Origin of the sequence: Pseudomonas tolaasii NCPPB 2192, from assembly GCF_002813445.1 — a bacterium.
In the GTDB taxonomy this organism is placed as follows: Bacteria; Pseudomonadota; Gammaproteobacteria; order Pseudomonadales; family Pseudomonadaceae; genus Aquipseudomonas; species Aquipseudomonas tolaasii.
Map to the genome: position 1 here is coordinate 4,644,954 of NZ_PHHD01000001.1, position 23,610 is coordinate 4,668,563.

Annotated in this window: 20 protein-coding genes; 7 read left to right on the plus strand and 13 right to left on the minus strand. The window is 60.7% G+C overall.

All coding sequences use genetic code 11. The features are described 5' to 3' along the window. Positions 1-128: 128 nt before the first annotated feature. The 3 genes from ATI14_RS21305 to ATI14_RS21315 form a co-directional block, all read right to left on the minus strand. The gene (locus ATI14_RS21305; protein ID WP_016971835.1) at positions 129-971 is read right to left on the minus strand and encodes a helix-turn-helix transcriptional regulator; all 843 of its coding nucleotides are present in this window, start codon (positions 969-971) and stop codon (positions 129-131) included. Between the two features lie 222 nt (positions 972-1,193). Further along, on the minus strand, positions 1,194-1,799 hold the full coding sequence (locus tag ATI14_RS21310; RefSeq protein ID WP_016971836.1) for a LysE family translocator: 606 nt from the start codon (positions 1,797-1,799) through the stop codon (positions 1,194-1,196). Beyond that, a complete protein-coding gene (locus tag ATI14_RS21315) occupies positions 1,796-2,686 on the minus strand; it encodes a TauD/TfdA family dioxygenase (RefSeq protein WP_016971837.1) in 891 nt (296 codons plus the stop codon). Before ATI14_RS21315 ends, ATI14_RS21310 begins: the two co-directional genes overlap by 4 nt. Positions 2,687-2,905: 219 nt before the next feature. Between ATI14_RS21315 and ATI14_RS21320 the strand changes: the two genes are divergently transcribed. After that, the gene (locus ATI14_RS21320; protein ID WP_020372591.1) at positions 2,906-3,826 is read left to right on the plus strand and encodes a LysR family transcriptional regulator; all 921 of its coding nucleotides are present in this window, start codon (positions 2,906-2,908) and stop codon (positions 3,824-3,826) included. A 123-nt stretch (positions 3,827-3,949) separates the two neighbouring features. Here ATI14_RS21320 and ATI14_RS21325 read toward each other — a convergent pair whose 3' ends face one another. Beyond that, positions 3,950-5,200: a ribonucleotide-diphosphate reductase subunit beta gene (locus tag ATI14_RS21325; RefSeq protein ID WP_017256544.1), complete on the minus strand. Its 1,251-nt coding sequence runs from the start codon at positions 5,198-5,200 to the stop codon at positions 3,950-3,952. A 301-nt stretch (positions 5,201-5,501) separates the two neighbouring features. On the opposite strand from ATI14_RS21325, the gene fae reads away from it, so the two are divergent. The 4 genes from fae to ATI14_RS21345 all read left to right on the plus strand — a co-directional run bounded on the left by fae (position 5,502) and on the right by ATI14_RS21345 (position 9,978). After that, on the plus strand, positions 5,502-6,014 hold the full coding sequence (gene fae, locus ATI14_RS21330) for a formaldehyde-activating enzyme (protein ID WP_016974617.1): 513 nt from the start codon (positions 5,502-5,504) through the stop codon (positions 6,012-6,014). Positions 6,015-6,024: 10 nt separating this feature from the next. Next, positions 6,025-7,059, plus strand: a complete 1,035-nt coding sequence (locus tag ATI14_RS21335; RefSeq protein WP_016974618.1) for an aldo/keto reductase — start codon at positions 6,025-6,027, stop codon at positions 7,057-7,059. Continuing rightward, entirely contained in the window at positions 7,056-8,489 is a 1,434-nt protein-coding gene (locus ATI14_RS21340) for an NAD-dependent succinate-semialdehyde dehydrogenase (protein WP_080520652.1), read from the plus strand. Before ATI14_RS21335 ends, ATI14_RS21340 begins: the two co-directional genes overlap by 4 nt. 106 nt (positions 8,490-8,595) lie before the next feature. After that, positions 8,596-9,978 (plus strand): MFS transporter, encoded by a 1,383-nt coding sequence (locus ATI14_RS21345; protein ID WP_016974620.1) that lies wholly within the window; start codon positions 8,596-8,598, stop codon positions 9,976-9,978. 57 nt (positions 9,979-10,035) lie between these two features. On the opposite strand, the gene ATI14_RS21350 is transcribed toward ATI14_RS21345, so the two are convergent. The 8 genes from ATI14_RS21350 to ATI14_RS21385 all read right to left on the minus strand — a co-directional run bounded on the left by ATI14_RS21350 (position 10,036) and on the right by ATI14_RS21385 (position 19,880). Then, complete coding sequence (locus ATI14_RS21350) at positions 10,036-10,911, minus strand: LysR substrate-binding domain-containing protein (RefSeq protein ID WP_016974621.1); 876 nt, start codon at positions 10,909-10,911, stop codon at positions 10,036-10,038. A gap of 124 nt (positions 10,912-11,035) precedes the next feature. After that, positions 11,036-12,205 (minus strand): hypothetical protein, encoded by a 1,170-nt coding sequence (locus tag ATI14_RS21355; RefSeq protein WP_080520651.1) that lies wholly within the window; start codon positions 12,203-12,205, stop codon positions 11,036-11,038. Between the two features lie 99 nt (positions 12,206-12,304). After that, on the minus strand, positions 12,305-13,945 hold the full coding sequence (locus ATI14_RS21360) for a dipeptide ABC transporter ATP-binding protein (RefSeq protein ID WP_016974623.1): 1,641 nt from the start codon (positions 13,943-13,945) through the stop codon (positions 12,305-12,307). 2 nt (positions 13,946-13,947) lie between these two features. Next, positions 13,948-14,784, minus strand: coding sequence for an ABC transporter permease (locus ATI14_RS21365; protein ID WP_016974624.1), 837 nt, complete (start codon positions 14,782-14,784; stop codon positions 13,948-13,950). Further along, a complete protein-coding gene (locus tag ATI14_RS21370) occupies positions 14,781-15,734 on the minus strand; it encodes an ABC transporter permease (RefSeq protein WP_031320498.1) in 954 nt (317 codons plus the stop codon). The genes ATI14_RS21365 and ATI14_RS21370 overlap by 4 nt, the downstream gene beginning before the upstream one ends. A 56-nt stretch (positions 15,735-15,790) precedes the next feature. Continuing rightward, positions 15,791-17,425, minus strand: a complete 1,635-nt coding sequence (locus ATI14_RS21375) for an ABC transporter substrate-binding protein (protein ID WP_016974626.1) — start codon at positions 17,423-17,425, stop codon at positions 15,791-15,793. A gap of 293 nt (positions 17,426-17,718) precedes the next feature. Next, a complete protein-coding gene (locus ATI14_RS21380; RefSeq protein WP_016974627.1) occupies positions 17,719-18,945 on the minus strand; it encodes a M24 family metallopeptidase in 1,227 nt (408 codons plus the stop codon). Between the two features lie 53 nt (positions 18,946-18,998). Further along, positions 18,999-19,880 (minus strand): HalD/BesD family halogenase, encoded by an 882-nt coding sequence (locus ATI14_RS21385; protein ID WP_016974628.1) that lies wholly within the window; start codon positions 19,878-19,880, stop codon positions 18,999-19,001. Between the two features lie 105 nt (positions 19,881-19,985). Between ATI14_RS21385 and ATI14_RS21390 the strand changes: the two genes are divergently transcribed. After that, positions 19,986-20,900, plus strand: a complete 915-nt coding sequence (locus ATI14_RS21390; RefSeq protein WP_016974629.1) for a LysR family transcriptional regulator — start codon at positions 19,986-19,988, stop codon at positions 20,898-20,900. Here ATI14_RS21390 and ATI14_RS21395 read toward each other — a convergent pair. Beyond that, positions 20,838-22,070: an MFS transporter gene (locus tag ATI14_RS21395; RefSeq protein WP_080520650.1), complete on the minus strand. Its 1,233-nt coding sequence runs from the start codon at positions 22,068-22,070 to the stop codon at positions 20,838-20,840. The genes ATI14_RS21390 and ATI14_RS21395 overlap by 63 nt on opposite strands. A gap of 298 nt (positions 22,071-22,368) precedes the next feature. Here ATI14_RS21395 and ATI14_RS21400 point away from each other — a divergent pair, with 298 nt between their 5' ends. Next, positions 22,369-23,286 (plus strand): LysR substrate-binding domain-containing protein, encoded by a 918-nt coding sequence (locus tag ATI14_RS21400; RefSeq protein ID WP_016974631.1) that lies wholly within the window; start codon positions 22,369-22,371, stop codon positions 23,284-23,286. Positions 23,287-23,610 lie beyond the last annotated feature (324 nt).

Sequence of the window (23,610 nt, forward strand, 5' to 3'; positions counted from 1 at the left end):
TGGGAAGTTAATGGCGGTGATGGGGCGTTGGAACGAACAGCAGGGCGGCTCATTAGAAGGCATTTTAGCGTGCCGCCGCCCGTGGAATGGAAAGTAACGTCGCGGTTTTGCCAAAGGCAAACATGACATTATTGTGGCAAGTCAGACGTGATCGGTATCGCCGGGTTGGCATGCATCCAGCGAACAAGAGAGTGCCGACCGCTGATGCCCATTTTAATGACGGCACGTTTCAGATAACTCTCCACCGTATTGACTTTCAATGCCAGTGCTTCAGCCAGTTCAGGCGCGGTTCGCCCGGCCAGGAGTCCGGTGCAGATTTCCTTCTCGCGGTTGGACAGGTGCAAGCCCGACTGCTGCAAGCGCTCCTCGAAACGCTGGCGCAATGAGCTGGTGTCCCCGTTTTCAGGGACAAAATCCAGGGCGCCTGGTTTTTTGTCCGGCAACGCTTGAGGATTTATAGCGTTAATGTGCTTCTCTACCAACGGCAGCAGCAACGAGGAGAAATCCTTGAGGATTATTTGCTCTTGCGTTGAGAAGTTTTGCACCTGCGTGCGATAGAACGAGAGTATATAAAAGTATTCATTCTTTCTTGACTGAAGGTGCAATTGGGAACTGAACGTGATGGGGGCCAAATCGTTCTTTACATTGCCGTTAACGGTGAATGAAAAGTTTGCCTTGGAGGCGCCGATCGGGGCGTCGATCAGTCGCGAATCGTTTGACAGTGCAAGGGTTTTTTCCGGTTCGGATTCAATCAGCCCGTTCATGCATTCCGTACTGAGAATCTGCGCGCCGAGGGGGCTGCATTCGGCACGTGGCAGTCCCGCACTTTTGGCGCGTATTTGCGTAATGTGCGTCGCGTCCACGGGCAACTTGGCCAGCACCAAATCATGCAGCAGCCGGGGGAAATTGCGGCTGCCCGTACTGGCGATGACCTTACCGATGAGAGGGAACAGCGTTTGTGAGTTCATCATTTCACCGTCATGTTTCGAATTAAGGGTTGACGCAGTGGGTGGATGAGAGTGATTGACGTGCATTCCGATAGTGACCTGAGGTCGGCTGACCTCCTTGCAAGGCTGCAATATCAAGAAAAATCAGGGTTTTATTGCATGTTGGTAAAGGGTGTCCTAGCATGTTTCTGAGTGATGGCAGAATGATATTGGTGGGGCGGTTGTGCGGTGTTTCCTGCCCGCGCTTCATCCCTGAATCAACCGTTGTGTGCCCATCAGCATCGACAGCAAGCCGATGCCCAGCAGGAACAAACTGGGCGCTTTTGCCATGATTTTTTGGGCGGTCACGCTGGGCAGCAATTGGCGCGAGATGGCGCCGTAGACCAGTAGAATGGTGACGTCGATCACACCCCAGATCAGTGCGAGCACCAGACCCTGTTTAATGAAGTCGCCGTCGGGTTCAATGAACCCCGGCAGAAAGGCCAGGAAAAACAGGATGTCCTTTGGATTGGAAAGGCCCACTTTGAGGGCCCTCCAAAAAAAGTGACGCTGGCTGTTTTGTACGGTTGCCACGCCGTCGGCGCTGCTGAGCAGGCTGTTGATTCCCAGCCAGGCCAGGTACAGACCGCCGACCAACTGGCCCCAGTTCAACAGCGTCGGGCTGACGTCCAACGCGGTATAGATCAGGGTCAGGGTGATCAGCAGCAACAGTTGGGCGGACAGAACGCCGCCCGTGATCGTCGCGGTGGGCCAGGCTTGTCTGGCATCGGAAATGACCAGGGCCACCACCGGACCGGGAGAAGCAATCAGGAAGAACACGGCAAGTGCGAAGGTCAGGTGCAGCATGGTCATAGGGTGGTTACCAGATCCAGGACACGTGTATTTTTACCCAGCCGTTGCGCGTAGTAGCGGTAGCCGGCCACCGCAAACGTGCGTTGGATCCAGCGGTCACTTCCGTCGAGGCTGGCGGAAAATGCGCTGCGGGCATGGGCGGTTTTGCGGTTGTCGATGATCAACAAATCACCGGCGTTGAGGCGCACAGGATGAGCAACTTCCCAGGCGGCTTTGCGCAGGGCCTCCAGTTTCTCTTGCGCCTCTTTACTGCGGGCGACCATGAACTGGGGGTCGAAGCGAAAAAAGGGCGACTCAGGGTCGCCGTAAAGAACCGTTTGTTTTTGATTTATATCAATTCGGCAATTTTTTTCCGTGGCGCAGTAGTCCGACAGGAAGTTGTATTTTTCTTCATGAAAATAGGCGAGGTCTTGCGGCGTCAGAATATCGCGGATGCCATCGATGGAACTGATAAAAGTGGCCGCCTCGGCACCCGGGTCCTGGCGCAGACAAAACAGCACCAGGTAATCCGGCGAGACCGCGTGAAATGCATTTTCGGTGTGCAGTTCGAGTTCGCAATCGTAACTGTCCGAGTTGGCCAGTTTGGAGTGTTTTTTATGCGGGAAGAAGTTGTTAATGATGGCGCCGTCTGATTCCTGGATATAACCAATCGGGTCGCCGAGCATGGCCGTCGCTTTCAGGATGATTTGTTCGCTGATGGTGCATTCTTTATTCAGCCCGGCGCGATCGCTGGGGGTCGGAGGCACCGTGCCGATTGGCAGGTTTTTCAAATGCAGGAAGCCTTTTTTGTTACCGAAAAGGCGGAAATTCAATATGTCGGACTCTACCGCTTGATCGAGTCGGGTGTGCTGAATGCTGGAGGACAGGAATTGATTGAAATCGGGCATGATAAGTTGTCTGCTGTGTGTTTAAGAATGGTGAAGGCCACAGAGGGGAGGGGGCATGCCGTACGCAATAATAGTTAGAGGTAAGTTGCTGTTGCGCTCGAGCGTTTAATAAGTTCTATCGCTTATTTATATGGTTCATTATTTGGCAAGCGCACTGTATTTAAAAGCAGAAAAAAAGGACAGGTAAGGATGAGTAAAAATCATGGTGCTCTGGATCAAATGGTCCGTCGACTGCCGCCGCTTTACGCATTACGCGCCTTTGAATTGGCCGCGCGTTTCAGCTCATTTACCCAGGCCGCAGAAAACCTGTTCATCACCCAAAGTGCCGTGAGCCGGCACGTTAAAACCCTCGAAGAGCATTTTGGTTGCGCGTTGTTCGACCGCAAGGGGCCGAAAATTTTCCTCACTCAGGCCGGGCGATTGCTCGCGCAGGAATTGCGAATCGGCTTTCGTTTGATCGAGCACGCCTGCACCACCACCAGCCGCAAGGAGCACACCTTGCGCGTCAAGGCGCCATCGACCTTGACAATGCGCTGGTTGCTGCATGTGCTGGATGAGTTCAACACCGTCGACGGTGCGGAGCAGGCGCAATTGTCCAGTGAGTGGATGGATGTGGACTTCGTCAACTTTGATGTTGAGCCCTTCGACTGTGCGGTGTTGTTGGGCAACGGTCGCTTCAGCAGTGACCTGGGGTTCATCAAGCTGTTCGATGAATGGCTGATTCCGGTCTGCTCGCCAAGCTTGCTGGCGCAGCACGAACAGAATGGTGACGGCGTGTTTTCCGCAGAGTTGATTCACCCTTCCCGGGATCGGCGTGACTGGCAACGCTGGCTGGAACGCGTGGGCTTGATGTCGGCGGTGTCCTGGCAGAAAGGCAAGATTTTCGACACGCTGGAGTTGGGCATTTCCGCCGCCATTCAAGGTCGGGGCGTGTCCATCGGCGATCTGGCACTGGTAGGTGACGAACTGGTCAAGGGCTCCCTGGTGCTGCCCTACAACAAGGCCGTCAGCACGGGCGACAGCTACTATCTGGTCTGGCCGGCGCGCAGCAATAGCAACGCAACGCTGGAGAGCTTCAAGCGTTACTTGCTCGAAGCCGTGCCGGTCATCGACGAGCGCGGGTTGGAGTTTTTGAGTTGAGTGCGGAGCCTGTTGGCAATAAAAAAAGCCACTTCAGCGGCGGGCTGAAGTGGCTTGGCAGGACTGGGTTGTCACGGGCCCGCAACACGTGCATACACCCGTGAAAACCCTCGTGGAGCGGGATCAATCCCAGCTCAGCGCACCACCGGTCTGATACTCGATCACGCGGGTTTCGAAGAAGTTCTTCTCTTTCTTCAAGTCCATGATTTCGCTCATCCACGGGAACGGGTTGGTGGTCCCCGGATATTCTTCCTTCAAGCCAATCTGCGACAGACGACGGTTAGCGATGAACTTCAGATAGTCCTCCATCATCGCCGCATTCATGCCCAGCACACCACGTGGCATGGTATCCCGCGCATATTCGATTTCCAGCTGCGTCCCCTGCAAAATCATCTGGGTCGCTTCTTCCTTCATCTCGGCATCCCACAAGTGTGGGTTTTCGATTTTGATCTGGTTGATCACATCAATACCGAAGTTCAGGTGCATCGATTCATCGCGCAGGATGTACTGGAACTGCTCGGCCACGCCGGTCATTTTGTTGCGGCGGCCCATCGACAAAATCTGGGTGAAGCCGCAGTAGAAGAAGATGCCTTCCAGCACGCAGTAGTAAGCGACCAGGTTGCGCAGCAGTTCTTTGTCGGTTTCGACGGTGCCGGTTTCGAACTTCGGATCGGAGATCGAGCGGGTGTACTTCAGGCCCCACGCCGCTTTCTTAGCGACCGATGGAATCTCGTGGTACATGTTGAAGATTTCGCCTTCATCCATGGCCAGCGATTCGATGCAGTACTGGTAGGCGTGGGTGTGGATCGCTTCTTCGAAGGCCTGGCGCAGGATGTACTGGCGGCACTCCGGGTTGGTGATCAGGCGGTAGACGGCCAGGACCAGGTTGTTCGCAACCAGGGAGTCGGCGGTGGAGAAGAAGCCGAGGTTGCGCATGACGATGCGACGTTCGTCGTCGGTCAGGCCTTCGGGGTTTTTCCACAGGGCGATGTCGGCGGTCATGTTGACCTCTTGCGGCATCCAGTGGTTGGCGCAGCCGTCGAGGTACTTCTGCCAGGCCCAGTCGTACTTGAAGGGTACGAGTTGGTTGAGGTCGGCGCGGCAGTTGATCATGCGCTTTTCGTCGACGGCGACGCGGGCGGAGGCGCCTTCGAGTTCGGCGAGGCCTTCGGCGACGTCGAGGCTGTCGAGGGCAGCTTTGGCGCGGATGATGGCGGCGGAGTCACTGGCGGTGACGGCGCGGGCTTCGATGGCGGCAGCGGCGCCGGCACCGTCGAGGCGGTCCATGTTGGCTTCGGTGGCGTGGCCGGCGTTGGCGCCTTTGATCACCGCTGCACCGGTGTCTTCGTTGTCGACTTCATCCCAACTCAGCATTGAAATTCTCCTTCCTGGTACTCGAAAAATAGGTGATTTGCAGGCTACTCAGGCATTGAAAAAAAGCGCCTGGTGTGGTCGGTAAATGCCGAGCGCGCACACTATGTAGTGGTCTGTTCTGTTTGTGGGCACACTATATGGGGTGTAACAATGTTGGTCAACGCACAACACAGGCCCGATCGTCGCAGGGGCATGAGAAAAACTCACAGCCCCATGACTTTTAATGGTTACGGCCGCTTTCACCGCCGATGCTAAAAAATCGCCAACCAGCTCCCCCATAACAACAACGAGCGTTTGCGAAATGAAAGCACTTGATCTGTACATCGGCGAAGGCTTCGAAGGCCCAGGCGTCAATGCTGCCCACATCAACATCCTCATCGGCCCGCGCAACGGCCCGGCCGGCCAGGCGTTCGCCAACAGCCTGGCGTCGCCAAGCCAGGGTCACTGCCCATTCATGGTGATCGCCCAGCCGAACATCCCGGTCAAGCCCATGACCCTCTACGTCAACAAGGCCGAAATCAGCAGCGACCTGCACGGCAACGCCACCTGGGGCGCGTCCCAGGCCGGTATCGCCAAGGCCGTGCTGGAAGCCTTGCTCGACGGCACCCTGCCACCGGAGGCCGAAGACGAGTGGGCCATCGTCACCGCCAACTGGGTCAACCCGGGCTGCGATGATCTGGATGCCGTCTACCTGAACAACTACAACGCCTGCCGCACTGCGATCCGCGCCGCCCTGACCGGCACGCCGTACACCGCGCAACTGGCGGACGTGGTCAACCACATCAGCAACCCTTTCTACACGCCCAAGGCCTGAGGAGAATCCCATGCAATACACTCGACTGGGCAACTCCGGCCTGCAAGTCTCGCGCCTGTGTCTGGGCACCATGAACATGGGCACCCCGGACTGGAAACCGTGGATCTTCGACGAAAAGCAAAGTGAGCCCATCGTCGCCCACGCCCTGGCCAACGGCGTCAATTTCATCGACCTGGCCGACTTCTACTCCGCCGGCGTCGGCGAAGAAGTGGTGGGGCGCATCCTCAAGCGCGTGGCGCGGCGCGACGACATCGTGGTCACCACCAAGGTCGGCTACGGCACCCGCACCGGCCTCAACGCCAGTGGCCATTCGCGCAAGCACATCATGGACAGCATCGACCTGTCCCTGAGCCGCCTCGGCATGGATTACGTCGACGTGTTCATGCTGCATTACTTCGACGTGAACACCCCGGTCGAAGAAACCATGGGCGCGCTGAACGACATCGTGCGTTCCGGCAAGGCCCGCTATATCGGCGTGTCCACCATGCTCACCGGCCAGTTGGCCAAGATCCTCATGGCCTGCGAGCGCAACGGCTGGGTCAAGCCGATCAACATGCAGCTGCAACTGAACTGCGCTTACCGTGAAGAAGAGCGCGAGATGATCCCGTTCTGCCGCGACCAGGGCCTGGGCGTTTCGGTGTTCAGCCCGCTGGCTCGTGGCTTGTTGACGGGTGAAGTGCAGTCCACCCGCAACCAGACCGACTTCTTTACCCAGCAGATGTACGCCGACCAGGCGTCGTTCGACATCGCCCACTCGGTGCAACGCGTAGCCCGCGCCCGTGGGGTGTCCAACGCGCAGATCGCCCAGGCCTGGGTTGCCAACCACCCCGGCGTGGATGTGATGCTGGTGGGGGCCGACACCACCGAACAATTTGACAGCGCCCTGGCCGCCCTGGACACCCAACTGGACGCCGAAGAGCTGCATGAGCTGGAGCGCAATTACACCCCGTGCGACGTGATCAACGATTACACCGCCGGCAAACGCATCCTGCGTGAGGCCCGTCCGGGCCTGGACCGTTTCAACCTGATCGAGGCCGTGGCATGAACCCGCTGATCCGTACCGGCAACTACATCGACGGCCAATGGTCCAGCGGTGGGCCCACTTACCCGGTCACCAACCCGGCCAATGGCGCGTTGATCGTTGACGTGCAACGCGCCGCCGCCGAAGAGACGAACCTGGCCATCGACGCTGCCAACCGTGCGTTGCCGGCCTGGCGCAAGCTCACCGCCAAGGAGCGCAGCCAGCGCCTCAAGCGCTGGAGCGAGTTGATGCTGAGTAACCAGAAAGACCTCGCGCACCTGCTCAGCCTGGAGCAGGGCAAGCCGTTGGCCGAAGCCATGGGTGAAGTGGTGTACGCCGCGAGCTTCCTGGAGTGGTTTGGCGAAGAAGCCAAGCGTGCCTACGGTGACGTGATCCCGAGCCACAAGGCTGATGCGCGCATCATTGTGGTCAAAGAGGCCATTGGCGTGGTTGCGGCGATCACGCCGTGGAACTTCCCGCTGGCGATGGTCACTCGCAAGGTTGGGCCTGCGCTGGCCGCCGGTTGCACCATGATCCTCAAACCGTCGGAAGAAACGCCGCTGTCGGCCTTTGCCCTGGCGGTGCTGGCCGAGCAGGCGGGCATTCCGGCCGGTGTGTTCAACATCGTTTCCGGCGATGCCGTGGCCATCGGCGGGGCGCTGCAGGCCTCCAGCGTGGTGCGCAAGCTGTCGTTCACCGGCTCTACCCGCACGGGCAAACTGCTGATGCGCCAGGCGGCGGACACCCTGAAAAAAGTCTCGCTGGAACTGGGCGGCAACGCGCCGTTCATCGTGTTCGACGACGCCGATCTGGAGGCCGCCGTCAAAGGCGCCATGGCCTCCAAGTTCCGCAATACCGGGCAAACCTGCGTGTGCGTGAACCGCTTCTTTATCCAGGACGGTGTGTACGACGCGTTCACCCGCAAACTGGCCGAAGCGGTCGGCGCCATGCGTGTCGGCAGCGCCCTGGACGGTGAAACCGAGCAAGGCCCGCTGATCAACGCGGCGGCGCTGGCCAAGGTCGAAGCCCACGTGGGCGATGCGCTGGAAAAGGGCGCCACGCTGCTGTGCGGCGGCCGTCGCCATGCGCTCGGCGGTACGTTCTTCGAACCGACCATCCTCACCGACGCCAGCGACGACATGCTGATCGCCCAGGAAGAAACTTTTGGTCCGGTGGCGGCGTGCTTCCGCTTCAAGGATGAGGCCGAGGTGCTGGAGCGCGCCAACGACACGCCGTTTGGGTTGTCCGCCTACTTCTACAGCCGTGACATCGGTCGTGTGTGGCGCATGGCCGAAGGCCTGGAAGCCGGCATGGTCGGGATCAACGAAGGCATCATCTCCACCGAAGTCGCGCCGTTTGGCGGCATCAAGGAATCGGGCCTGGGCCGTGAAGGTTCCAAGTACGGCCTGGAGGATTACCTGGAGATCAAATACCTGTTGATGGGCGGCCTTTAAAACACCCTCGACCCCTGTGGGAGCTGGCTTGTCGGGTCCCACAAAGAGCATCACAAGGCGCAAGCCCGCTGTTACTCCGTCAAGAAAAACAATATGGAGAACACCCATGACCGCTCAACCCGTCAAAATTGACGACCTGCCCATCGGCCGTTTTCACCTGAAAATCGCCGGCCTCACTTTCGGCGCGCATTTCACCGACGGCTATATCCTTGGGCTGATCGGCATCGCTTTCACTCTACTCAGCCCCCAGATGCAACTGGACGCGTTCTGGCAAGGCTTGATCGGCGCTTCGGCCCTGATCGGCCTGTTCCTGGGCAGCCTGTTTTTCGGCTGGATCTCCGACACTCTCGGTCGGCAAAAAATCTTCCTGGTCAGCTTTGTGCTGATCACCGTGGCCTCGGTGATGCAGTTCTACGCCGAAACCGCCATGGGCCTGCTGCTGTGCCGCATCCTGATCGGCATTGGCCTGGGCGGCGACTTCAGCGTCGGCCACGCGATGCTCGCCGAGTTTTCACCGAAGAAGCATCGCGGCGTGCTGCTGGGCTCGTTCAGTGTGATCTGGACCTTCGGCTACGTGGCGGCGACCTTTGTCGGCACCGCGATGCTCAGCCTGGGCGACGATGCCTGGCGCTGGATGCTGGCGTCTTCGGCCATTCCCGCCGGGTTGATTCTGCTCGCGCGCATCGGCACGCCGGAATCGCCGCGCTGGCTGGTCAACCGTGGGCGCATCGCCGAAGCCCGCGCCATCGTCAAGAAACACCTGGGCGAGCATGTGGTGCTGGATGAAGAACCGTCCACGCAAACCTGCTCCGGCTATGGCGTGCTGTTCAGCCGTGAGTACCGCAAGCGCACCGCGTTCAACTGCCTGTTTTTTGTGTGCATCGTGATGCCGTATTTCGCCATCTACACCTTCCTGCCGTCGATCCTGCAGAAGATGGGCTTGTCCCAGGGCTTCGGCACCGAGCTGCTGCTCAATTTGCTGCTGATCGTGGGTGCCTTGATTGGTATCTGGTGCACGGTGAAGTTCTCGCGCCGGGGCTTCTTGATCAACTCGTTCATCATCCTTGCCGCGGCGTTGTTCCTGTTGGCGGTGCTGCCGGGCAGCCTGGCGTGGCTGATGGTGCTGACCTTCGGCGTGTTCACGCTGGTGCTGTCGGCGGTGAGCAACCTGGTGGGCGTGTTTCCGGCCGAAAGCTTCCCCACCGAAGTGCGCGCCAGCGGCATCGGCCTGGCCACGGCGGTCAGCCGCCTCGGTTCGGCGATCAGCACCTTTCTGTTGCCGGTCAGTGTCGCGGGGATTGGCCTGAGCCCGACCATGGGCATTCTGGCCGGCATTCTGGTGTTTGGCGCGATCATCTCCTGGGCCTGGGCACCGGAGACCAAGGCATTGACCTTGAGCCAGGCGTGCAAGGCACCCGAAGATGATCGTTCCCACGCTCAGCGTGGGAACGCAGCCCAGGACGCTCTGCGTCCGCTCCTGAAAACCTGACGCAGAGCGTCATCGGAGGCATTCCCACGCAGAGCGTGGGAACGATCGTCATCAGTGTCAGGGGTTGCTGACCTGGCCCAGCCACTGCGTAAACAGGCGAACCTTGGATAAACCCTGCTTGTCCGTCGCCACATCCAGCCAATAACCATACGGGCCGATCACTTCCACGGGGGTGATCGGCACGAGGCTGCCATTGGCCAGCTCGCGCTCGATCATCTGCCGGTCGATCACCGCCAAACCGCCGCCTGCCAGGGCGGTGTGAATCACCTGGTCCAGGGTGCTGAATTCCAGGCCCTGGTCCGCATCGATATCCTCCCGGCCCATGGCCGCCAGCCAGTTTTCCCAGACCTTCAAGCGCTTGCCGTCGTGCAGGATATGCAGCAGCGGCGAGCGGCGCAGGTCCGGCGGCTGGCCGTCGGTGAACAGCTCCGGGCTGGCCACGGCGATATGGCGCTCCATCACCAGCAGCTCACTGCTGCACTGAGCGTTCGCCTCCAGGCCGAAGCGGATCTGGCAGTCGATTTCCGCCAGGCTGGCGTGGCTGTTCTGGTGGGTGACGCTGAGGTTGATGTCCGGGTAGCGCTCGCAAAACCTGCGCAAGTGCGCCGACAGCCAACGCGTGGCCCAGGTCGGCGGCGCCACGATGCGCAGGCGCTGGCGCAGATTGGGCACGCGCACGGCTTGCAGGGCGCGTTCAATGTGGTCGAAGGCGTCGCTCAGGTGCGGGGAGAGGGCAAAGCCGGCTTCTGTCAGCGACAGACCCTGGGGCGTGCGGATGAAGAGGGCGACGCCGAGGTAGTCTTCCAGTTGCTTGATCTGGCGGCTGACCGCGCCCTGGGTGACGTTGAGGCCTACGGCGGCCTGACTGAAGCTGCGGTGGCGGGCGACTTCTTCGAAGACGCGGAGCATGTTGAGGGAGGGCAGGTGGCGCATGGTTCGGGTTCCACACTTTATTTTTATGGTGTTGGTGCTGGCCTCATCGCAGGCAAGCCAGCTCCCACATGGGAATGCATTCCCATGTGGGAGCTGGCTTGCCTGCGATGGCGTCAGTGGCCTATTAGAAGTAATACCCAATGTTCATGTACAGCTGATTCTCCCACTGGTTGCTACCCCCAGCCCCCAGACTCTGGGTATAGCTGCTGCCACCAATGTACGGATCGTTCTTGCCGATCAACCATTCCGTGGCAATCCACAATTTGCTGAACGAAAACGACGTACCCAGGATCACCCGCTGCGAGGTCTTGAACTCATTGTCGGATTTATCAAAGGCACTGTAGTTGGCGTACAGCTTCACGCCGCTGATTTGGTCGAACAGGTACTTGCCGCCCACGTCGTAGCTCAAGTCCGCCACGTACAGGTTGCCACGGCTGGCGACGTTGAAGGTGCCGTCATACCCGCCCAGCGTCACCACGCCGTCGGTGCCTTCGTTGCGCGGCGACATCTGCTGGCGCGCCGCCTGCAATTGCACGCCCCACGGGCCGTTCTTGCCCAGGTAGTGGATGGCCACGGCGTTGCGGCGGCCGTCGTTGCCGGTGTCCTTGTTCTCCAGGGTCGAGGTCAGGCCAGACACACCGATTTCGGATTTCCAGTTACCCAGGTCCATGGCCTTGGCCACCCGCACCACCACGGTGTTGCGCTCCTGGTTGTTGCTGCCGTCGGCCACATAGCTGTCGGCCTCGGAGATCACGCTGGAGTAGGTCACGCCCTTGCTGGTGCCTTTGCCTTGCCACGCCGGACGCAGGTAGTAACCGGCCTGGATGTTCCAGTCGCCACTTTGCTGGATGTACTTGGTACCGATCTGCTGCACGTCTTCCAGGCCGATCACGTTGCCCAGGGTTTCGTAGAAGGTGCTGCCGAAATACGGCTGCAGGCCGAACGGCACGGTGTTCAGGCCCACTTGCACCTGCTGGTCGGGGTTGAATTTGTAGCCAACCCAGGCGAACTTGGCGAAGTGGATGTCGCCGTAATTTTTGGTGTACTGGTAGGGGTAGGAGCGCCCATAGAAACGGTATTGCGCTTCGCCGATCCAGGTGTCGGAGTTGTACTTGGCGCTGAGGAACGCGGTGTCCAGGCCGAACTTCTGGATATCACGGTCCGGGTCGTAGTCCCAGCGTGCGCGGATGGCGCCGCCGATATCGAGGTTGTCGGTGACCTGGATCGCCATGGCCGGTGCCGCGAGGGCGCCGAGCACGGGGATCAGGGCGAAGTAGCTTAAGGTTGGTCGCATGGTTTGGCTCTCGTTATTGGTTTTTTTAGGGCAACAGCAGCCCGTTGCCGCAGCGAACGCTGCGACGCAGGGAAAGGGGTGGAACTCGGAACTTGAAAACTAGTGTGCGGCGGGACGGATCAGCCTCAGCGGCGGCCCGGCAGCCGGCAGTTGCGAAGCCCCCGGCGCGGCCGCCAGCAGCGCCTGGGTGTAGCTGTTCTGTGGGTGCAGCAGTACCTGTTCAGCGGTGCCGTATTCAACGACTTCGCCCTGGCGCATCACCGCGATGTGGTCGCTGATCTGCGCCGCCACGCGCAGGTCGTGGGTGATGAACAGGATGCTCAGGTTCAACTGCTTCTGCAGGTCGGCCAGCAGCTCCAGCACCTGCTTTTGCACCGACACGTCCAGCGCCGACACGCTTTCATCGGCGATCAGCACTTCCGGGCGCATCGCCAGGGCGCGGGCAATGCCGATGCGCTGGCGCTGGCCACCGGAAAACTGCCGGGGCTTGCGCTGCAAGGCGTCGCGTTTCAGGCCGACCTGCTCAAGCAAATCACCGGCCTCGGCCCACGCGTCCTTGGCCGACAAGCCGCGCAACTGTGCAGCGCGGGCGATAATGTCGCCGACGCGATGGCGCGGGTTCAACGAACCGTACGGGTCCTGGAAGATCATCTGGATGCGCCGACGGTTGGCTGCCAGGGCCGAGCCGTGCAAGGCCAGAAAATCGGTATCGCCCACCCACACATGCCCGCTGTCGCTGTCCACCAGGCGGATCGCGGCCTTGACCAGGGTGCTCTTGCCCGAACCCGATTCGCCGACAATCGCCAGGGTCTTGCCCCGTGGCAGGTTCAGCGACACATTGCGCAGGGCCGCCACCGAGCTGCCGCCGACGTTGTAGGTTTTGGTCAGATGCTCAATGCGCAAAGCTATTTCGCCGTCGTCGCTGGGCACATGCAGTTCCGGGTGCAGCGCGGGCACCGCCGCGATCAGCTTGCGCGTGTAGGCATGCGCCGGAGCATTCAATACCTGGTCACGTTCACCGATTTCCACCAGGCGGCCGCCTTCCATCACGGCAATGCGGTCGGCAATCTGCGCCACCACGCCGAAGTCGTGGGTGATAAACAAAATGCCGTGCTGGCCGCGCCCACGCAGGTCACGCACCAGCTTCAAGACCTGGGCTTGCGTGGTCACGTCGAGGGCGGTGGTGGGTTCGTCGGCGATCAGCAGGTCCGGGTTCATCGCCAACGCCATGGCAATCACCACACGCTGGCATTGGCCGCCGGACAGTTGGTGGGGAAAACTGTTGGCGATGCGCGGCGGGTCGGGCAGTTGGGTGGATTCCAGCAGCGCAAGCATGCGTTCACGGCGCTCGGCGGCGGGCATCTGCGGTACGTGGATGTCGAGGATTTCTTCAACTTGCTTGCCAATCCGGATCGCCGGGTTCAGCGCCGCCATCGGCTCCTGGAAAATCATCGCGATGCGGTTGCCGCGCAGCGCACGCAGGCGTGGTTCGTCGAGGGTGCAGATGTCGTCACCGAGAAAGTCGATCACGCCACCGGCATGCTTCAGACCCTTGGCGTAATCGCCCATGATCGCCGCCGACAGCACGGATTTGCCCGAGCCCGACTCGCCGATCACACACAGGATTTCACCCTTGCGCACGTCCAGGCTGATGCCATGCACGGCGTGGCTGCGGTCGGCGCCCTTGGGCAATTCGACGCTGAGGTTGTCGACCCGCAAAACAGTTTGCTGGCTAGTCATGCTCAACTCCTTGCGCCTTGCTGCGCGTGTTCATCCAGCCCGTCGGCGAGCAGGCTCAGGCCGAGCATCAGGGTGGAGATGGCGATGCAGGGGAAGATCACCAGGTGCGGGAAGGTAATGGCCATGGCGCGGCCGTCGTTGATCATGCCGCCCCAGTCCGGGGTGGGCGGCGGCAGGCCGAGGCCGAGAAAGCCCAGGGCGCCGATCATGATCGCGGTGTAGCCGATGCGCAGGCAGAAATCGACGATCAACGGGCCGCCGCAGTTGGGCAGGATCTCCACCAGCATGATGCGCAGCGAGCCTTCGCCCTGGGTGATGGCGCTGAGCACGTAGTCACGGGAACGGATGTCGATGGTCAGCGCGCGCATGATGCGAAAAATCGCCGGCGCACTGGTGAAGGTCACCGCAATCAGGATGTTCAGCGCCGAGGCGCCGAGGGCAATAATGATCACGATGTACAGCACCAGCACCGGGAACGACAGCACGGTGTCGGCCACGTAGGACAACACGGCATCCACCCAGCCGTTGAAGTAACCAGCGCACAAGCCCATGGCGATGCCCACGGCAAACGCGGTGAGCGTGGCGAGGATCGACCAGAACAGCACGGTGCGCGTGCCCCAGATCAGCCGCGAGAGAATGTCGCGGCCGATCATGTCCGTGCCGAGCAGGAAGCTCGCGCCGTCATCCCCGGCCGTCATCGGCGTGAGCAATGGCGTGAAGCTTTCCAGCGGGCTATGGGGCGCGAGCCACGGTGCGAACAGCGCCACTGCGACCCAGCCGCCCACCAACAGCAAACCGAGCAATGCCAACGGGTGTTTGAAGGATTTAAGCAGGTTCATTGGCTGCCTCCGCCGAGACTGCGCAGGGTGATGCGCGGGTTGAGCCAGGTGTAGGCCAGGTCCGAGAAGATCTTGCTGATGCCCACCACCACGCCGCTGATCATCGCGCAGGCTTCGATCAGGTAGACGTCATGGTTCAGGGACGCGGTGTAAAGCATCGAGCCGAAGCCCTTGTAGGCGAAAAACACCTCCACCACGATCACGTTGGACAGCAGCCACGGGATGTACAGCATGATCACCGTGACCGGCGCGATCAGCACATTGCGCAAGGCATGGCGCAGCACGATGCGTGTGGTCGAGGCACCTTTGAGGCGAGCGGTGCGGATATACGGCGCCTGCATCACCTCGACCATCGACGCCCGGGTGATGCGCGCCAGGTAGCCGATGCCGAACAGGCACAGCACCATCAGCGGCAGCACCAGTTGCACCACGCTGAACCCATCGCTCATGCTGCTCACGCCCGGCAGCCAGTTGAGCCAGAACACGAAGATCGCCGAGACGAACACCGCGCTGGCGAAGTCCGGAATCGAGGTGGTGACGATCGACAAAAATGACACTAGCCGGTCGATCAGCGAGCCTTGGCGCACGCCGGCCAGGATGCCCAGGGTCAACGCCACGGGCACCATCACCAGCAAGGCCAGCCCGGCGAGGGTCAGGGTTTGCCACAGGTTGGGCAGCAGCAATTTGAGCACCGGCTCGCGAAAGTACACCGAGGTGCCCCAGTCGCCGGTCACAAAGTCCTTGAGCCACACAACATAGCGCCACACGAACGGCTGGTTGTAGCCGTGTTCGAGCAGCCAGGCGGCGCGCTGGTCGGCGGCGGAGTAGGGGCCGAGGACGTTGATTGCCACGTCCTCGATATTGAGTTCCAGGGCCAGGAACACAATCAGCGATACCGACAGCAGCGTCGCCAGCAGCATCAGCAGTTTGCGCAACAGAAAATGAGCCATGAGGGCCATGCTCCGACAGGTTTCAGGAGGCCTGCCCGCAGGCGGGCAGGCGTGACTCAGGCACTCAGCCAGACGCTACCCATGGGGTAGAAGTCGGACGGGTGCACCTCAAAGCCCTGAACCTTTTTGCTCACAGCGGTGAATTTGTCGCCCCAGAACGGCTGCACGATCACGCAGGCGTCCTGCAGGATCTGCTCGACGCTTTGCATCGCCACGGCACGCTGTTTCGGGTCGATGATGCCCATGGCCTTGTCCAGCGCGGCATCGAAGGCCGGGTCGCTGTAGTGGCTTTCATTCCAGGCGCCGCCGCCGCGATACGCCAGCTCCAGGGACATCACCCCCAGTGGACGATGGGCCCAATAGGTGAGGCTGAACGCTGCCTTGTCCCAGATCGGCCAGTACTGCGCCGCAGGCACCACCTTGAGGTTGATGCGGATACCGGCTTCCAGGCAGTTCTGTTGCAGGATCTGCGCGCAATCCTGTTCGTAGCGGCCCTGGGTGTTGCCGACGATCAGGTCAATGTCCAGGCCATTGGGGAAGCCTGCTTCGGCCAGCAATTTTTTCGCCGCCGCCACATCGCGCTCGCGTTTGGGCAGAGGGAAGTACTCAGGGTGCGACGGCGCCACGTGGTGGTCTTCGCCGAGGGTGCCCATGCCGCGGTAGGCGACCTTGAGCATCTGCGCGTTATCGGCGCACAGCACCACGGCCTTGCGGATGCGCAAATCGGTGAAGGGTTTCTGGTCGCAGGCCATGCGCATTACAACGGTCTGCGCCGATTTGCAGCTGAGCAGTTGCGCGCCCGGCAGTCGCTTGGCCAGGTCCAGCTCGGCCACGGTGACGCGGTAGAGCACGTCAACTTGCCGGGCTTGCAATGCGGCAAGGTGGGTGGACACGTCGGTGCCCATGTCGATGTAGCGCAGCTCGTCGAGGTTGGCGGGTTTGCCCCAATAATCGGCGCGCTTGGCGAACGTCGCCTGCTTGTTCACCGCAAACGACACCAGCTTGAACGGCCCGGTGGCCAACGGGTTTTTCGCCCAGTCGTCACCGGCCTTGAAGCTGCGGTGCACGAGGGCGCAGGTGAAGGCATTGAGCATTTCCGGGATGGCCAGGATCGGCCGCTTCAGTTGCAGGCGGAACTGATAGTCGCTGACTTTTTCGAAGGCCTTGATGTCCTGGAACGCGGTGCGGTTGACCGACTTGGAGTCGGCCGCGATCCAGCGCTCGATGTTGTGCTGCACGTCCTCGGCGTTGAAGCTGTCGCCGTTGCTCCACTTCACGTCCCGGCGCAGGTTGAAGGTCCAGGTGGTGAGGTCTTCGGACGGGCTCCAGCTTTCGGCGAGATACGGGTGGGTAATGTTGTCGGCGTCGACCCAGGTCAGGTATTCGAGGGAATTGCGCAACAGGTTCGAGGCTTCGATCCAGGTGATCAGCATCGGGTCCTGGATTTCCTGGATCGCACAGGCGAAGCGCAGGCTGCCACCCTGGCGGGCAGGCGTGCCCTCGGCGGCCTGAGCATCACTGCCCAACAGCGCCGAGCCGATAAAGGTCGAGGCGCTGGCCACGGTCACGCCCAGCAGGGCGGCGGTGCGCAGGAACTGGCGGCGGTTGATTTCGCCGCGTTGCACTTGGGCACACAGGTCATTTACGGCTGGATGCGGCTGGCTGCCGTCCAGGGTCGTCAAGTCTTTCATAAGCCTCTCCGGTACTTGCGAATATGCGTTTTTGTTGAACCGCAAGGGTCAGTGGCGAACGTCGAAACGGCGCAACACGGACCGCTGTGAAGCCGGCAGAAAAACAAGGCAAAACGAAGTGAGGAGGCGGGCAATGGGGTAGGACATAGGGCAGCTCTCATGTTGTTTTTATTAGAGATGCCCGCAGTTTTGTCATTTGCGCAACGATGGACAAACGACAAATTCTGCGCAGTAACCTTCTATAAATGCATGTTACAGGTCCTTCCCAGGGCCGCCTGTGGGGCTAGACGGGTTCAGCGCGGCAACAGGCGCGGATCGAACGGGTAATCGGACAGCAACTCGATGCCGTGTTCGTGGATGTAGATCTGTTCTTCGAGCTTCACGCCTTCACCGCCGTCGTCGTGGCCGATGTAGCTTTCCACGCAAATGGTCATGCCGGCTTCGAACACGCCGTCGTAGCCCAGCGCATCGATGTCTTCGCGGTGCACCACGTAAGGGTATTCACCGGTCATGCCAACCCCGTGCACCAGGGCGAAGTAGCGGTTGTTTTTGTAATGCTCGGGAATCTTCCAGGCCATCTCGGCGTATTCCTTGAAACTACGCCCGGCCTTGAGCATTTCCACGTTGGTCTGCACTTGCTCGTAGGCGAGTTTGTACAGCTCCTGCTGCCTGGCGGTGGCGGCCTGATCGCCACACAGGAAGGTGCGCGAGAAGTCCGCGTAGTAGCCGAAACGGCCGACCACGTCGGTGTCGAGCGCCACCAGGTCACCGGCTTCGATAGGGCGTGTGCTGCATTCCTGAAACCACGGGTTGGTGCGCGGGCCGGAAGAAAGCAGGCGGGTTTCCACGTAGTCGCCGTCGGTGGCGATCACGTGCTGGTGCAGGTGCGACCACAGCTGGTTTTCGGTGATGCCCGGCGTGAGTTTGCTTTCCATCAAGCGCACGCCTGCTTCGGTGGCCCGCAGGCTGGCGCGGATCATTTTCAGCTCGTTGGGCACCTTGATGCAGCGCGCGCGCTCCAGCGGTTCCTGGGCGTCGAACACCTGATAGCCGAGGCGTTGCAGCTCAAAGGCGGCTGCCGAAGTGGCGCTCTCGATGGCGATGCGTTTACCACCGCCGCACTTGCGCACCAATTCGTCGATTTCGGCGGCCCAGTCGGCGGTGACGTTGCCCAGGAAGCTTTCGCAGAAGTAATAGGAGATAGCCTTGGCCGGGCGCACTTCGTCCACGGTGTTCAGGGTTTGGGCCAGATGCAGGCAGCCGCCGAATTCGAAGACCACCACCGGGCCTTCCGCCGGGATGAAGGCATAACGGGCCGGGTTGCGCGCCGAGTACACCTGCATGTTGCGTGAGCCGGTGGCATAGCGCATGTGGGTGGGGTCGAACAGCACGCAGGCGGCGTAGTCGCGTTTTTTCAGTTCGTTGCGTACCCGTTGCAGGCGGTCCAGCTGGATTTGCTGGATCTCGTCATAAGTGGGTTCGCAGTCAGCGGGGTTGCGGTTCGGGCCGGACAGACTCATGGGTGTTCCTCACAGGGCAAAAAGACGGTTTTTTGGTTTTTTAGAGGCGTGAATCAGTCGAGCAACTGGTCGCTGCGCACCAGGTTGCGTTCGGCTTGCAGATGGGCTTCGGACAGGCGCCCGTAAAGCTGCTTGGTGCGCTGGGCGCGCCCAATGATTCCGGGCTTTTCGGAGTAGGCGAAAATCGCCGTGTTGCGCTCGGTCGCGCCCTCTACACGGGTCACGCGGTGCACCGAAAAGCGGCCCTTGAAGATCTGCAGGTCGCCGGGGTTCAGCTCCAGCTCCTGCACCCGCGAGCGGTCTTCACCGCGTACCACCTGGCCGACGGCGCCGAGGTTTTCCTGGCTGCGCGAGCGGATCATCGGCGCGTATTCGAACAGGCCGCCGGCCTCGGGCTTCTGGGTCATCATGCTGACGATGAATTCGTTGGTGTCGAAGTGCCAAGGCTGTTCGGTGCCTTCGGGCATCACGTTGATCACCAGCCCGGCGAAAGGGTCGGCGTATTCGAAAATCTCCGGTTCGTCGAGGCAGGCGCCGATAAAGCGCTTCATCATCGGCGACACGTACAGGCGGTGGATGATCGCGTCGGGGGCGATCATGTCGCGGGTCACAAAGCCGCTGGTGCGCTCCATGAATGTGCGGCGCGGGTCATCCTGGGGCAGGGAAGTGTCGTCTTCGGTGAAGTAGGCGTTGACCTTGCGCACCGAGAAGAAGGTTTTGTCCGACAGCGCCAGGCCTTCCAGACGCGCCTGTTCCAGCGCTTCGGGGCGCAGGAAGTTCTTCAGCAGGCAGCAACCGTCTTCGGCCAATTCGGCGCGGGCATGTTCGATCAATGCCTGTAATTGAACATGGCCCGAATCATGTATGGGATACAGCTCGGTATTAATGATGTCGCTGATGTCACCGGTTTCGGCATCGGCAAGTTTAAGACTCATACACGGCTCCTGAACTAGGTATTGGTGTTGAGTTGATAGTTGCTTAAAGCGATTTGAAGCGGAAATTACAAGTTGTGATCGAATCCATCGGCAGGGGCGATAGTGATGTCAGGCGAACTGGATGGCGGCTTGCTTAAAGTGTTTGTGGCAATTATCGAGTGCCAGGGTTTTTCCGCGGCTGCCGAGCGATTGCATAAAACCCAATCCACCGTCAGCCAGAGCTTGCAGCGCCTGGAAGAGATTGTCGGCACGCCACTGATTCATCGCACCAGCCGTTCCGTCGGCCTGACCGCCAGCGGGGAAACCTTTCTGATCTATGCCCGGCAGATCCTCAAGCTGCACCTGGAAGCGGTCAGCGCCGCGCAATTGCCCAATCAACAGGTGTGTATCCACCTCGGCATGCCCGAGGACTACGCCGAATACTGCCTGGGCGGCATGCTCAAGGACTTTCAGGCGCAGTTCGCCCAGGTGCGGCCGGACATTTGCTGTGAAATGTCCACTGCTCTGGTGGGCCGTTTGCACCGGGGCGAGCTGGACCTGGTGCTGGGTGTGGAGCATGCCGGCTTGCAGCCCGGTGAATACTTGTGTGACGAGCCGCTGGTGTGGGTCGCGGCGCCGAGCTGGAGCTGTGTGGGTCGCCAGTCGGTGCCGCTGGCGGTGTACGCCGAAGGGTGTGCCTTTCGCGCCAATGCCGTGCAGGCGTTGGCCCGGGCCGGGCGTTCGTGGCAAGTGGTGTACACCAGCCAGAGCCCAAGGGGGATTGCGATTGCCATTGAACAGGGCTTGTCGGTTGGTGTGATGGCGCGGCGCCTGGTACCTGAAGGCTGGCAGGTGCTGAATGAACGCCACGGTTTTCCGCCGATTGCCCCGGCGCGCCTGATGTTCTGGCGCTCGGCGAGTGGCCAGGTGCCCGAGGTGGATGCGTTGGTGGAAATATTGCAGCGCCAGTTGGGGCGCTCAGGGCAATTGCACGGGCAGCACCCCGTCAACCGGCCGTTGAGCCATGCGCTTGAGCAATAAGAGGCTGGCCAGTACCCAGCCTGCGATCCAGGCATGCACCAAGGCAAATTCGCCGCTGGCCTGCAATAGCCAGCCGCACAGGCCATTGCCGGTGGCGCTGGCCAAGCCGTAACTGACCATGCTCAGGCTCACCACTTGCAGGCTCTGCACCGCGTCGAGCCGCGCGCTGAGGTACGCCGCCATCAGGCCCCATGACGGGAAATAGAACAGAGCAAACAACCCGGCCGCCCACCAGCTCAGCAACAGGCTGGGGTGAGCCAGCAAGCCGAGCATGGCCAGGCCGAATGCGCCGATGCTCAACGCCATGACCCGCAATGCGCCCCAGCGATCGGCGAGCGCGCCCAGCAATAACCCGCCAGCGGCGCCGCCGATGCCGATCAGCGTCCACATCGAACCGGTAACGCCTGCGCTGGCGTGCAAGCGATCGCTGACAAACGCCGACAGGAAATTCAGAAACGGCCCACTGATCGCGCCGATAAACCCGCTGAGCAAGACGATCTGCAACGCCACCGGCTGTTCCAGGCACAGGCGCAGCCATTGCTTCAATACCTGGTTGAGAGCCGGTGGCCGGGCAGGGCGGCGCGTTTGTTCGGTTTTGGGTGCCAGCGCCCACAACGTCAGCAGCGTCACCCCCAGCGTCAAGCCTGCGCAAATCAACCAGAACTGTCGGAGCGACAAGCCTTGCAGCAGCGCGATCAGCAGACCATTCAAGCAAATCGCAAACGCCGCCCCTGATGACGCCAACCCCAACACCCGGCTGCGGTGAGTGGCCGGGATCACCTCACGGGCCAAGGCTGCAACGGCGTTCCAGTTCGACACCGCACAGGCCGACACCAGCGCCAGGCACAGAGCAAACGGCAGCGCCCACGGCGTGGCCACGGCCAGCGCCAGCAAAACCGGGCTCAGGATCATGGTCAGGCGCACCATATTGCGCGGGCTGGTCCACGCTGCCGCGATGCCGCTGGCAATCGAAGCGCCCATATAAAACAGCTGCAGCACCGCCGCAATCAGTGCGGCCTGGCTGTAACTCAACCCAAAGGCCTCACGGATCTGTGGCAATAAAGCGGAATACAGAAACACGCTGAACCCGTGGGTGGTGGCATTGCAGGCGGTAAATACAAGTGCCAGCAGGCCGATACTTCGTCGTGAAGAAACAGCGGTGTTCGACATGGCGAAGTTCCAGAGGATTAGGATGGGTTAGTTGGGGGCGAGACTAACTTTTATGAGGTTTTACCGGCCAATGCTTAATTGTCTGAGTGTGCATGCGTAATACGCGCGCTATTTATTCGTGAGCGACGTTATTGCGAGGAAAGCGACACTTTTATTCTGTACAGGTCGTTTTTTACTTCGCAGAGGACGCTACCGCTCGGCCAATACAAAAAGGTATGTTGTGTGCGAAATATCCTGCGTTCACGTGGGATGCCGTCTCTCTGCCAACCGCTGTCGAGTGTTCCCCATGAAACGCAAAATGCCTGGTCTCAATGCCCTCAAAGCTTTCGAAGTCGCCGGCAGTACCGGCAGCTTTACCCGGGCTGCGGAGCTGCTGAACGTGACCCAGAGTGCGGTCAGCCGCCAGGTACGGCAGTTGGAAGAACAGCTTGGGGAAAACCTGCTGGAGCGCCGCCACCACCACCTTGAACTGACCAGTGCCGGGCGGGTGTTGTTGCGGGCGTTGCATCAGTCATTCGACAAGATCGAGCTGACGGTGCGCAGCATTCAGCAGAAGACCCATTCCAACCGGTTGCACGTCAACGCGCCGCCGACGTTTACCAGTCGCTGGCTGATGCCGCGCCTTGGCCGTCTGCGCGAGGCGCATCCGGAGCTGGAGTTGAGCATCACCACCTGTCTGCAGGACAGCCTGGCGCAGACCAGCACGCTGGACTGTGCGATTCGCTTCGGCAATGGCGAGTGGGACGGGCTGGACAGTTCGTTGCTGATTCAGGAACGGCACATCGCGGTGTGTGCCCCGTCGTTGTATGCCCGCGAGTGCAGTGACGGGGTGGATTTGAATCGGATGACGTTGTTGCATGTGTTGGCCAGTGAGGACCAGCGGTACCTGACGTGGAAACACTGGCTGGACGCGGCACGGATCCACGGCGTGGATACCCAGGGCGGGTATGAGTTTGACCTGCTGGATTTGGCGATTCGGGCGGCGACGGATGGGTTGGGGATCACGATTGCGGATTGGCATATGGTCGCGGCGGAACTGGCGAGCGGGCAGCTGACGCAAGTGTTGAATGTGCATGTGGAGGGGCATCAGTCGTACTGGTTGGTGACCCGGCCGGAGCAGACGGATTCGCCGCAGTTGCAGGTGTTTGGGCGGTGGTTGCAGGAGGAGATCTGGTTGGCGCAGCGGCAGTTGGAGCCTTCTACGGCGGCGGGTTGATGGGGTGTATATCCGGTATTTGGGTGATGGCTGATATGGGTTCCGCCCTTACGGCGGGTCACTTTGAAAAGCGCAAAGTAACCAAACGCTCTTGCCCCTACACTCGGCACCTCGCCTAGGCTCGGTGTGCCCTCACTCCGGCTTGAATCCGTGGGCCGCCGCGATGGGCCATCCCTGGCCCAGCGCGGCTAACCCGGCGTCCTGCCGGGTTACCCACGGATTCAAGCCTGCGTTCGGCCAGCGTGTTTAACGGGGCGCCCAGGATCAAGATCAAGATCAAAATCTAAAGCACGGCGGCCCCCCAAATCACTGTCGGATTACGGG

What these genes read in the sequence shown, in the direction of transcription:
- fae (WP_016974617.1), top strand. Translation starts at nt 5,502, where the DNA reads ATGAAAGCACTTGATCTGTACATCGGCGAAGGCTTCGAAGGCCCAGGC.
- ATI14_RS21360 (WP_016974623.1), bottom strand. Translation starts at nt 13,945, where the DNA reads ATGACTAGCCAGCAAACTGTTTTGCGGGTCGACAACCTCAGCGTCGAA.
- ATI14_RS21380 (WP_016974627.1), bottom strand. Translation starts at nt 18,945, where the DNA reads ATGAGTCTGTCCGGCCCGAACCGCAACCCCGCTGACTGCGAACCCACT.
- ATI14_RS21310 (WP_016971836.1), bottom strand. Translation starts at nt 1,799, where the DNA reads ATGACCATGCTGCACCTGACCTTCGCACTTGCCGTGTTCTTCCTGATT.
- ATI14_RS21365 (WP_016974624.1), bottom strand. Translation starts at nt 14,784, where the DNA reads ATGAACCTGCTTAAATCCTTCAAACACCCGTTGGCATTGCTCGGTTTG.
- ATI14_RS21340 (WP_080520652.1), top strand. Translation starts at nt 7,056, where the DNA reads ATGAACCCGCTGATCCGTACCGGCAACTACATCGACGGCCAATGGTCC.
- ATI14_RS21395 (WP_080520650.1), bottom strand. Translation starts at nt 22,070, where the DNA reads ATGTCGAACACCGCTGTTTCTTCACGACGAAGTATCGGCCTGCTGGCA.
- ATI14_RS21350 (WP_016974621.1), bottom strand. Translation starts at nt 10,911, where the DNA reads ATGCGCCACCTGCCCTCCCTCAACATGCTCCGCGTCTTCGAAGAAGTC.
- ATI14_RS21335 (WP_016974618.1), top strand. Translation starts at nt 6,025, where the DNA reads ATGCAATACACTCGACTGGGCAACTCCGGCCTGCAAGTCTCGCGCCTG.
- ATI14_RS21375 (WP_016974626.1), bottom strand. Translation starts at nt 17,425, where the DNA reads ATGAAAGACTTGACGACCCTGGACGGCAGCCAGCCGCATCCAGCCGTA.
- ATI14_RS21355 (WP_080520651.1), bottom strand. Translation starts at nt 12,205, where the DNA reads ATGCGACCAACCTTAAGCTACTTCGCCCTGATCCCCGTGCTCGGCGCC.
- ATI14_RS21315 (WP_016971837.1), bottom strand. Translation starts at nt 2,686, where the DNA reads ATGCCCGATTTCAATCAATTCCTGTCCTCCAGCATTCAGCACACCCGA.
- ATI14_RS21390 (WP_016974629.1), top strand. Translation starts at nt 19,986, where the DNA reads ATGTCAGGCGAACTGGATGGCGGCTTGCTTAAAGTGTTTGTGGCAATT.
- ATI14_RS21400 (WP_016974631.1), top strand. Translation starts at nt 22,369, where the DNA reads ATGCCTGGTCTCAATGCCCTCAAAGCTTTCGAAGTCGCCGGCAGTACC.
- ATI14_RS21305 (WP_016971835.1), bottom strand. Translation starts at nt 971, where the DNA reads ATGATGAACTCACAAACGCTGTTCCCTCTCATCGGTAAGGTCATCGCC.
- ATI14_RS21370 (WP_031320498.1), bottom strand. Translation starts at nt 15,734, where the DNA reads ATGGCTCATTTTCTGTTGCGCAAACTGCTGATGCTGCTGGCGACGCTG.
- ATI14_RS21345 (WP_016974620.1), top strand. Translation starts at nt 8,596, where the DNA reads ATGACCGCTCAACCCGTCAAAATTGACGACCTGCCCATCGGCCGTTTT.
- ATI14_RS21385 (WP_016974628.1), bottom strand. Translation starts at nt 19,880, where the DNA reads ATGAGTCTTAAACTTGCCGATGCCGAAACCGGTGACATCAGCGACATC.
- ATI14_RS21325 (WP_017256544.1), bottom strand. Translation starts at nt 5,200, where the DNA reads ATGCTGAGTTGGGATGAAGTCGACAACGAAGACACCGGTGCAGCGGTG.
- ATI14_RS21320 (WP_020372591.1), top strand. Translation starts at nt 2,906, where the DNA reads ATGGTCCGTCGACTGCCGCCGCTTTACGCATTACGCGCCTTTGAATTG.